The organism is Cylindrospermum sp. FACHB-282, assembly GCF_014697195.1.
Taxonomy (GTDB): Bacteria; Cyanobacteriota; Cyanobacteriia; order Cyanobacteriales; family Nostocaceae; genus Cylindrospermum.
This window is the reverse complement of record NZ_JACJRJ010000088.1, coordinates 1-9,122: the sequence shown is the minus strand read 5'-3', so window position 1 is coordinate 9,122 and position 9,122 is coordinate 1. Positions and strand designations below refer to the sequence as shown.

At 43.8% G+C, this 9,122-nt stretch carries 8 protein-coding genes and 1 pseudogene; 5 read left to right on the top strand and 4 right to left on the bottom strand.

All coding sequences use genetic code 11. The features are described 5' to 3' along the window. Nucleotides 1-267: 267 nt before the first annotated feature. Nucleotides 268-1,383 (bottom strand): ABC transporter ATP-binding protein, encoded by a 1,116-nt coding sequence (locus tag H6G32_RS25840; RefSeq protein ID WP_190463541.1) that lies wholly within the window; start codon nucleotides 1,381-1,383, stop codon nucleotides 268-270. A 180-nt stretch (nucleotides 1,384-1,563) separates the two neighbouring features. Further along, nucleotides 1,564-2,286, bottom strand: a complete 723-nt coding sequence (locus H6G32_RS25835) for a GUN4 domain-containing protein (RefSeq protein ID WP_190463539.1) — start codon at nucleotides 2,284-2,286, stop codon at nucleotides 1,564-1,566. Between the two features lie 329 nt (nucleotides 2,287-2,615). Between H6G32_RS25835 and H6G32_RS25830 the strand changes: the two genes are divergently transcribed. Continuing rightward, complete coding sequence (locus tag H6G32_RS25830; RefSeq protein WP_190463537.1) at nucleotides 2,616-4,037, top strand: NADP-dependent isocitrate dehydrogenase; 1,422 nt, start codon at nucleotides 2,616-2,618, stop codon at nucleotides 4,035-4,037. 167 nt (nucleotides 4,038-4,204) lie between these two features. Next, nucleotides 4,205-4,948, top strand: coding sequence for a superoxide dismutase (locus tag H6G32_RS25825; RefSeq protein ID WP_190463535.1), 744 nt, complete (start codon nucleotides 4,205-4,207; stop codon nucleotides 4,946-4,948). A gap of 49 nt (nucleotides 4,949-4,997) precedes the next feature. On the opposite strand, the gene rsmG is transcribed toward H6G32_RS25825, so the two are convergent. Both rsmG and H6G32_RS25815 read right to left on the bottom strand, forming a co-directional pair. Then, nucleotides 4,998-5,747 (bottom strand): 16S rRNA (guanine(527)-N(7))-methyltransferase RsmG, encoded by a 750-nt coding sequence (gene rsmG, locus H6G32_RS25820; RefSeq protein ID WP_190463534.1) that lies wholly within the window; start codon nucleotides 5,745-5,747, stop codon nucleotides 4,998-5,000. Nucleotides 5,748-5,808: 61 nt separating this feature from the next. Next, nucleotides 5,809-6,483, bottom strand: a complete 675-nt coding sequence (locus H6G32_RS25815; protein ID WP_190463532.1) for an ABC transporter ATP-binding protein — start codon at nucleotides 6,481-6,483, stop codon at nucleotides 5,809-5,811. Between the two features lie 318 nt (nucleotides 6,484-6,801). Between H6G32_RS25815 and H6G32_RS25810 the strand changes: the two genes are divergently transcribed. The 3 genes and pseudogenes from H6G32_RS25810 to H6G32_RS25800 form a co-directional block, all read left to right on the top strand. Beyond that, entirely contained in the window at nucleotides 6,802-7,740 is a 939-nt protein-coding gene (locus H6G32_RS25810; RefSeq protein ID WP_190463530.1) for a Sll0314/Alr1548 family TPR repeat-containing protein, read from the top strand. Between the two features lie 96 nt (nucleotides 7,741-7,836). After that, the gene (locus H6G32_RS25805; protein ID WP_190463528.1) at nucleotides 7,837-8,289 is read left to right on the top strand and encodes a DUF3531 family protein; all 453 of its coding nucleotides are present in this window, start codon (nucleotides 7,837-7,839) and stop codon (nucleotides 8,287-8,289) included. A 5-nt stretch (nucleotides 8,290-8,294) separates the two neighbouring features. Next, nucleotides 8,295-8,492: pseudogene (locus H6G32_RS25800) on the top strand (NUDIX hydrolase); the annotation flags it as partial. Nucleotides 8,493-9,122: the final 630 nt, after the last annotated feature.

Below are 9,122 nucleotides of genomic sequence, written 5' to 3'. Positions count from 1 at the left end.
AACATTCTCTCATTTAAAATGGATGTTTGAATGGTTTATCCGACACACTACCTTTGATTTTCCCACCCTTCAGATGTACGGAGCTTTTTCAAAAATCAAATATTAGTCCTATAGTCCTGGATGAGCGGGGCAAAACTTAATTATTTTTATCTGCTGAAAGAAAAATATCTATTTAATGTACTTCGTTGGTTTTTAGTGTAAAAACAGGGAGGTAAAAATAAAAACTTGGGGTTTAATCTGCGCTTTTCACATTTCCGAAACTGATAGTTATCCTTGAGGGTAAATGCTGGCTCCAGTATTTTGCTCAAATACAAATAACTGATTTAAATCTAGTTGTAGCGAAAGCCGTTCCCCTGGACGCAAACGCACACCTCCACCCACCTGCACATTTAACAACACCGATGAACCAGGTAAACTTGCACGAATCAAAGTTTCCCGCCCCAAAGGTTCCACCACCTTCACCTCAACAACCAACACTCCCCCCTCTTCCTCTTGGCGCTCTTGGCGTCTTGGCGGTTCGTTAAGATAAATATGTTCTGGACGAATCCCCAAATCAAAACTTTGTCCTTGGGTCAACGTTAAACTGCCCCGCACATCTGAGGGAATAGCTAATAACTGGCCACTAACATCAAAACCATTACTCTTATAAACTGCTGGCAAAATATTCATTGGGGGATTCCCCAAAAAAGTCGCTACCATCAAATTAGCGGGACGGGCGTAAATACTTTGGGGTTCGCCAATTTGTTGAATTCGTCCCCGGTTTAGCACCACAATTTTATCAGCCAAAGTCATCGCCTCAACTTGATCATGGGTGACATAGATAGTGGTAATTCCCAACCCTTGATGTAACTGTTTCAATTCTGCCCTAGTATCATCGCGCAATTGGGCATCTAAATTAGACAAAGGTTCATCAAGTAAAAAAAGTTGTGGTTGACGGGCGATCGCTCTTCCCAATGCTACCCGTTGTTGCTGTCCCCCTGACAACTGCTTGGGTTTGCGATCTAAAAGGTGTTCTAGAGAAAGCGATCGCGCTACTGTCACCACCCGTTCCTGAATAGTCTTAGAGTCAACTTTTCGCATCTGCATCCCAAAACCGATGTTTTCTGCCACCGTCATGTGAGGATAAAGGGCATAGTTCTGGAACACCATCGCCACATCCCGTTGTCTGGCCGGGACATCATTGACTAAGCGATCGCCTATAAACAGTTTGCCCGATGTAGCAGTTTCCAAACCGGCGATAGTTCGCAAAATCGTAGACTTACCACAACCTGACGGCCCGACTAAAACCCAAAACTCGCCATCAGGAATTTCAAAGCTAATATCCTCAATAGCGGTGACATTATTGAATCTACGTTTGATTTTGTCTAGAAGAACTTTAGCCATTATATAAACTTATTAGTGAAACAACGGTGACAAATATAATTTTTGCAGATGTGGAAAAAGCGATCGCTCTTTTTGATTGCCGAAAATGCGATGGCGAAACCCCACGTTTAAAGTTATAGTTATTCAAACTTAATTGATACAATTGCGCGTAAGCGCATCACAAAATGCGCCGCGCACTATTTAACTACCGTGATTCCAAGCGGGATGAGATAACAAAGCAGCCATCACCCGTACCCCACGCAGTTGATTTGAAAGGGGTAGATGACCTCTAGGAGCGCTTAAATCCCAGGTGAATTCATGGGGATATCTAGTCCAGTTATTACCACTTTTCCAGCCGATTTTCGGCCAGAATTTGTCCCAATTTTTACCCAAACCCAACCAAATTTCTCGTTGTACACTAAAGCCAAACTTGCCTTCTGAGTAAACTAACCACAGATTGTTAATGGTTTGCAAATCCTGAATCGGGAAATTTTCAGCCTCAGTAAAATACAACCATTTTCTTTGTACTGCCGTTGGCCCTGCCACTTCACACATTTTTTGGATCGTGAGCAAATCAGCAGCTTGGAAGTCTTGGAGGGCAAGTAGCTGTTGCAAAGAATTGTAATTAATCCCGCACTCTGATTTTAGAGGTACAATTCCCTCAGGATAATAAGTTTGTAGAAATTCTTTGGCTGTAGGTGCATCAGAATTGTCAAGGACTTGGTAGGCTTTGCCATCAATCCAAGTCGCTGGGGTGTCACGACGTTTCAGTAAAAATTCCCTCAACACATCTAACCCCTCATTACCCAAATCAGCTAACTGCGGGATTATTTGTTGTTGGACTTTTTCCGACCCAGCGATTAACGAATTTCGCAGGGAGTCGATGTCATTAGCAGTGCCTGATACAATCATTGGGTCTCTCATGCCATTACTCGTGTTAGCGGTCAGTGAATAAGGGTTCGCCTAAGGCGCGTCGAAGACAAACAGCTATCGGATGTTCACATCAGCGAAGCACTGATAGCGAAAAGTAGTTTACTATTTTTGATTGCCGACCGCACGCTACGCGAACGTACAAAATAGCAATGTTCTCACTGATATTTCACACCTTAGCCCCAAATCATTGTACAAGGGGAAGTAGGGGATAATCTGCGCTTCATGACTTGGTGAAAACAAGACACAGCAAAATCTGCTAGCCTACCAAAGAAATTTTTTTCCCTTTGAGTGGCGGCGTATCTATCTGGAGTGTGTAATGTATGTACGATAAGATTATTCCCCCCACAACTGGATCAAAAATCACCTTCAAAAAAGGTGAGCCGATTGTGCCGGACAATCCAATTATCCCCTTTATTCGCGGTGACGGCACGGGTATAGATATCTGGCCTGCTGCCCAAAAAGTTCTGGATGCGGCAGTAGCAAAAGCATACAAAGGCACACGTCAAATTAGCTGGTTTAAGGTTTACGCTGGCGATGAAGCTTGTGATTTGTACGGCACTTACCAGTATTTGCCCCAAGATACCCTCACAGCAATTGAAGAATATGGCGTTGCCATTAAAGGCCCCCTAACTACCCCCATCGGCGGCGGTATTCGTTCCTTAAACGTGGCATTACGGCAAATTTTTGACCTTTATGCCTGCGTGCGTCCTTGCCGCTACTACGCAGGTACGCCCTCTCCGCACAAAAACCCCGAAAAACTAGATGTAATTATTTATCGGGAAAATACGGAAGATATTTATTTGGGCATTGAGTGGAAACAGGGGAGTGAAATTGGCGATCGCTTAATTAAAATCCTCAACGAAGAACTCATCCCCGCTACCCCAGAACATGGTAAAAAGCAAATTCCTCTAGATTCTGGCATTGGCATCAAACCCATCAGCAAAAGTGGTTCTCAGCGCTTAGTCAGACGCGCTATCCAACACGCCCTACTATTGCCCAAAAACAAGCAACAGGTGACTTTGGTGCATAAGGGCAACATCATGAAGTACACCGAAGGCGCTTTCCGCGATTGGGGTTATGAAGTCGCAACCAGCGAATATCGCCAAGATATCGTTACCGAAAGAGAATCTTGGATTTTGAGTAACAAGGAGAAAAACCCCAATATCTCCTTAGAAGACAACGCCCAGCAGATTGATCCTGGCTTCAACTCCCTCACCCCAGAGAAAAAAGCACAAATTATTCAGGAAGTGGAAGAAGTTCTTAACTCAATTTGGGCAACCCACGGTGATGGTAAGTGGAAAGACAAGATCATGGTCAATGACCGGATTGCTGACAGTATTTTTCAACAAATCCAAACCAGACCGGATGAATATTCGATTTTGGCGACAATGAATTTGAATGGCGATTACTTGTCAGATGCGGCAGCGGCAATTGTTGGCGGCTTGGGTATGGGCCCAGGGGCTAATATTGGTGATTCCAGTGCCATTTTTGAAGCAACCCACGGCACAGCACCAAAACACGCGGGATTAGACCGCATTAACCCCGGTTCCGTGATTCTTTCCGGTGTGATGATGCTGGAATATATGGGTTGGCAGGAAGCAGCCGATTTGGTGAAAAAAGGTTTAGGAGATGCGATCGCTAACGGTCAAGTCACCTACGATTTAGCCAGGTTGCTAGAACCACCAGTAGAACCCTTAAAATGTTCTGAATTTGCCGAAGCCATAATTCAGCACTTTGGTTAATTTTCCGGGCAGCCTTTCCCCGCCCATTTTTTGAATTTATCCTAGGGGTGGGGTTTCCCCGCCCCTCTGTTCTATTCCCAACGCCCGATTTGTGACGTCTAGTTTCTCTGGTATCATTTGCACCCAGAATCTAAAGAAATACGAAGAGATTGGCTGCAAAAAAACCTATGACCCTTAATCGTCGTCACTTCTTGCTTTTACTCGGATCTGGTGTAGCTGGTTTTGCACTAGAAAATTATGCTTTGGCAGAGAAATTACCTAGTGGGAACAAAACAACTCCCATATCTGCCGGGGCTATCGAATTACCACCTTTGCCATACGCCTACGAAGCCCTAGAACCGTATATCGATGCTAGAACAATGGAGTTTCACCATGATAAACACCATGCAGCTTATGTAAACAACCTGAATGCAGCCTTAGACAAACACCCAGAACTCAAAAGCAAAACTGTTGCAGAACTGTTGCAGAACCTTGACCAAATCCCCGCAGATATTCGGACCACAGTCCGCAATAATGGCGGTGGTCATGTGAATCACTCCATGTTCTGGAAAATTATGAAACCCAACGGTGGCGGTGAACCAACAGGAGAAATAGCCACCGCAATCAGTCAAACTTTTGGCAGTTTTGCAGATTTCAAAAAACAGTTTAACGCAGCTGGCGCGGCTCGTTTTGGTAGTGGTTGGGTGTGGCTAGTCCGCACCCAAGATGGCAATTTAGAAATAACTTCCACAGCTAACCAAGATAATCCCCTCAGTGAAAGCCAGTACCCCATTTTCGGTAATGACCTATGGGAACACGCTTATTATCTCAAGTACCAGAACCGCCGCCCCGATTATTTAGATGCTTGGTGGAAAGTGGTTAATTGGGATGAAATTAACCAGCGGTTTGCCGACGCCACTCAAAAATTATAAATTCTGATTAGCAATGCAGAGGAGAAGGGGACGGTCAAATGGTCTCGTTTTAAAGCGGATTTTGAGTTGGTATACCAATAGCACGGGGAAATTCGACAGGTGTATTTACCACTTTTCGCAAGTAGAGACAATGACGAATACTGTTACTTAGGGGAGTTGTAAATTCGTCGATAGTTTCAATTACCCCACCCAACTGGTTAGCAGCATTTTGCAAAGCTGTTGTTTCATCCTCTGTCCAATTACCACGATAAATTACAGCCAAACCCCCTTGTTTGACTAATGGTAGGGCATATTCGGCACAGACAGAGGGTGTACCAACAGCACGAATTAGGGCGATATCGTAGGTTTTGCGTTGCTGGCTTTGTTGACCAATTTCTTCGGCTCTACCAATTAAAGTTTTGATATTGGTGAGAGCCAGTGTAGTTAATATCGTTTCGATAAAAGTAATTTTTTTCCGCGTTGAATCCAAAAGAGTAACTTTACAATTAGGAAATGCGATCGCCATCGGTATACCCGGAAAACCTGCACCCGTGCCAATATCAATCACAGACAGACCATCTGAAAGCAACGGAATAAATTGCTGCTGTGGCGCAATTCCCCGCAGAGAATCCCAGAGATGTTTTTCCCAAAATTCCTGCGGTTCAGTGATTCGAGTCAGATTTAGCTGGCGATTACCTGCCAAAATTAATTCATAAAGCTGCTGAAATTGCGATCGCTGTTGGTCAGTTGGTTGCCAATTAAGAGTTTGTTGCCAAATTTCTGGCATTTCCGGCAGCAACGGATTAGTTAAGTTAGTCATTAGTAATTAGTCATTAATCGTTAGTCATTATCGCCCGCTCCCCTGGGCCCTTTGTTCTATTTCACACCGCCGGTAGAGGTTCTTTCACCTTAGCTTCCAACGTCCTTGGGTCAATTGATTTTAGTTCACCGTGGTTGAGAGTCCAGCAACAATCAGCGATCGCTAACAAATCCCCAGCATCATGTGTTACAACCAACAATGTCCAATCTTGTTTCAGTTTCGCCAATAAATTTACCAATTGCCGACGCATTGACCAATCTAACCCAGCCGTAGGTTCATCCAACAATAATAAATTTGGTTGGCGAATCAATTGCACCGCCAAAGCTAAACGCCGTTGCTGACCACCACTCAAAGCATGGGGTGCAGCAGAAAGAGATAGATGCTCTAATCCCACTTCACTCAATGCCTGTTTCACCCTCTCTGAACCTAACTCAGGATGCCCTAAACGTAATTCCTCTAAAATCGTCCCGCCACAAAAATGCCGCTCTGGAAACTGAAACACCAACCCAGCCAACTGTTGTAGCTGTTCAGCAATCAGTTCTTGTTCCCGCCAGCAAACTGCGCCAGATGTGGGGTCAGCCAGACCAGATAGAATTTCTAGTAAAGTACTTTTACCGGAACCGCTAGGCCCAATAATTAGACCCAGCCGCTGGGGTGCTAATTCCAAATTGAGGGCTTTGAGAATAGGAGTCGGGCAGGCTGTGGGATGATAAATTAGATTTCTGAGATAGAGCATTTGTTAAGATTACCAAAAAGTCAGCGAATAACTGTTTAACTACACTGAGAGCAACTGAAAAATTCCGCAAAGTTTCATCGTGCTTTAACTGCACTCAATCCTTAATCTGGCTGCAAAAACCATCTGCTTTCCCCCATTGTGGCAGAATTATCTGGGAATAATAGCTACAACAAGTGTGGGAACCTGGACAAAATACCACAGTCAACCTGTATAGAATATTGGCGGCAACAAACGCACCTGATGGTTAACTATATTTTTGTTTTTGTATTTTAAGTAACACATCCAACTATTCCAACCGCAATTATTCTGGCTATTTCCATGACCAAACAGCTTTTTCTTCCTCAATCAATTGTCCTCACCAAACTAACTCACCTTGCCAAAGCAACTTTTACTGCTGCGATCGCCCTGAACCTCTGGGTAACTCCCTCCCTCGCTGGCGATCCATTTCGGACTAGCGAACCTCATAAAATTGGTGACCAAACAGAAGCAGCTTTTAAAGCTATTTTCCACCAGGGTGACTATCCAGCGGCAGATCGTTATCTAAAACAAGCAATATCCAGTGAATCAAATGAACCCCTAGCTTATGCGATGAAGGCATCCTTAGCATATGGAAATAAGGATTGGGCTAGACTAGATACCTACAGCAAAAAAACCCTGGAAACTGCACAAAAACTGATTGCTAGTGATCCGTTGCGTGGTAATTTATACAGTGCAGTAGGCTATTTTTTAGAGGGAGCAGTAATTATCATCCGTGAAGGTACAGTCAACGGTGCGTCACGAGCCTTAAGTAGGTTGCGCCAAGTCTATGAGTACTTAGACAAAGCCGAAGCAGTTTCAGCCAGAGATCCAGAATTAAATTTAATCAAGGGCTATATGGATTTGATGCTAGCTGTCAATCTACCCTTTGCTAGTCCAGATCAGGCAATTGAACGCTTAGAAAAAAATGCTGCCCCTCGGTATTTGGTGGATCGGGGTATTGCCCTTGCTTACCGGGATTTAAAACAATACTCTCAGTCCCTAGAATATGCAAACCTAGCACTAAAATCAACAGCCGATAACCCAGAAATTTATTATCTCAAAGCCCAAATCCTTCAGGAACTAGGCAAGAAAGAAAAAAGCCCGCAATTGTTCCAAGAAGCGATCGCTAATTTTGACAAAGCATTGACCAAAAAAGCCCAACTTCCAGGCAATTTGGTAAGACAAATTGAACGCGAACGCAGTCAGGCTGCTAACCGCTTAAATAATCCTGGTGGGTAATTAAGCTAGTAGTAAGTGCTTAAGCTTTCACTAAGAACCTATAACCAGCCCTGATATGCTGATTTTTAGTACACCTAATTTTGATATTTGACACAAATGCAGACTCACTTCCGCGAGATTAATCCTTTTGATGTATGGATTTGGCTGAAATTCAGCACAATTCCTTCCGAACGCGAAAAGCAATATGTAGAAGAGGTATTCAATTCCTGGTTTTATCTGGGTAAATTAGGTGCATTTAATGCCGAAAATCTCCAGTCCCAAGACTCAGGTCTTGATATCAGCTACATGAGTTATGACTCAGAAGGCTATGACAAAAGCCTGCTAGCCCTTATGCATAACATGGGTGAGTTTGAGTATGAGGATGGCTGGGGGCGGTGCTGGTTTGATTTGGGAACCGCTGATGCGATCGCCCTGGATATTTTAATCAACGCCCTCACACAGCTAAGTGCTGAATATGTCAATATTGAAGAATTGTACATTGGCGGCGAAAACGAAGATTGGCCCGTCGAAGATAGCGACAGTCGTTCTTACTCTATGTACGATAATTGACAATAATGAGCAATCTAGGCGAAATTCGGGTCATAGCTTTAGGGCTAATTCGGAATGGCGACCGCATATTTGTTTCTGAATGACACGACCGCGTCAAGCAAGAAACATTTTATCGCGCCTTGGGTGGTGGTATAGAATTTGGCGAAACCAGCCGTATAGTCTTAGAACGAGAATTTAAAGCGGAAATTCAAGCAAACTTAACAAAAAAGCAGAAAATACATAGCAATCCTAACCCATCTGTGAAAAAATACGGCGATAAAAATCCTTATTTTAGAAGCATTATAGCCTTTATTCATTTGCCTGCATTATTAAGTACTGTGAGTCACGCAGAAAAGCAGAAGGAAATGCTGGAAACATCTGGGGAAGGGATGGGTAACTACTGTGGCGGCAAAACCACTCAAGGCAAATCTGCCTGCACCTAGCACCTGAAAGTACAAGTAGTTGACTTCTTAGATGCCCCGACCTCAGGCGTCAGGTAAGTCAGGAAAGATTTCAATGCTCACCATATATATGTAATATGGCAGCGATCACGTCGATATCTGGTTGTAGAGCTTCGGTTATTTCTAGAATCATCTGTCTTGAGCAGCAGATATCCTCCCTGATCCCACATCTATGACCTGTAGTGGCATGCTCTGTCCTTACTGCCCTTCTTTTTGACCTGAAGCTTAACTTTTTCTGCGCTCATTCTCCTTACCCTTCAAGCACTTGAGGCAATTCCAGAAAAAAATAGTTTAACCCCTTGACGAAACCGAAAACATCCTGCTATATTAATTGAGGTGGAGGGCAAGCGCCCCGAACTACTGAACCGCGAAAAAATAATACTTTGAAAGTTT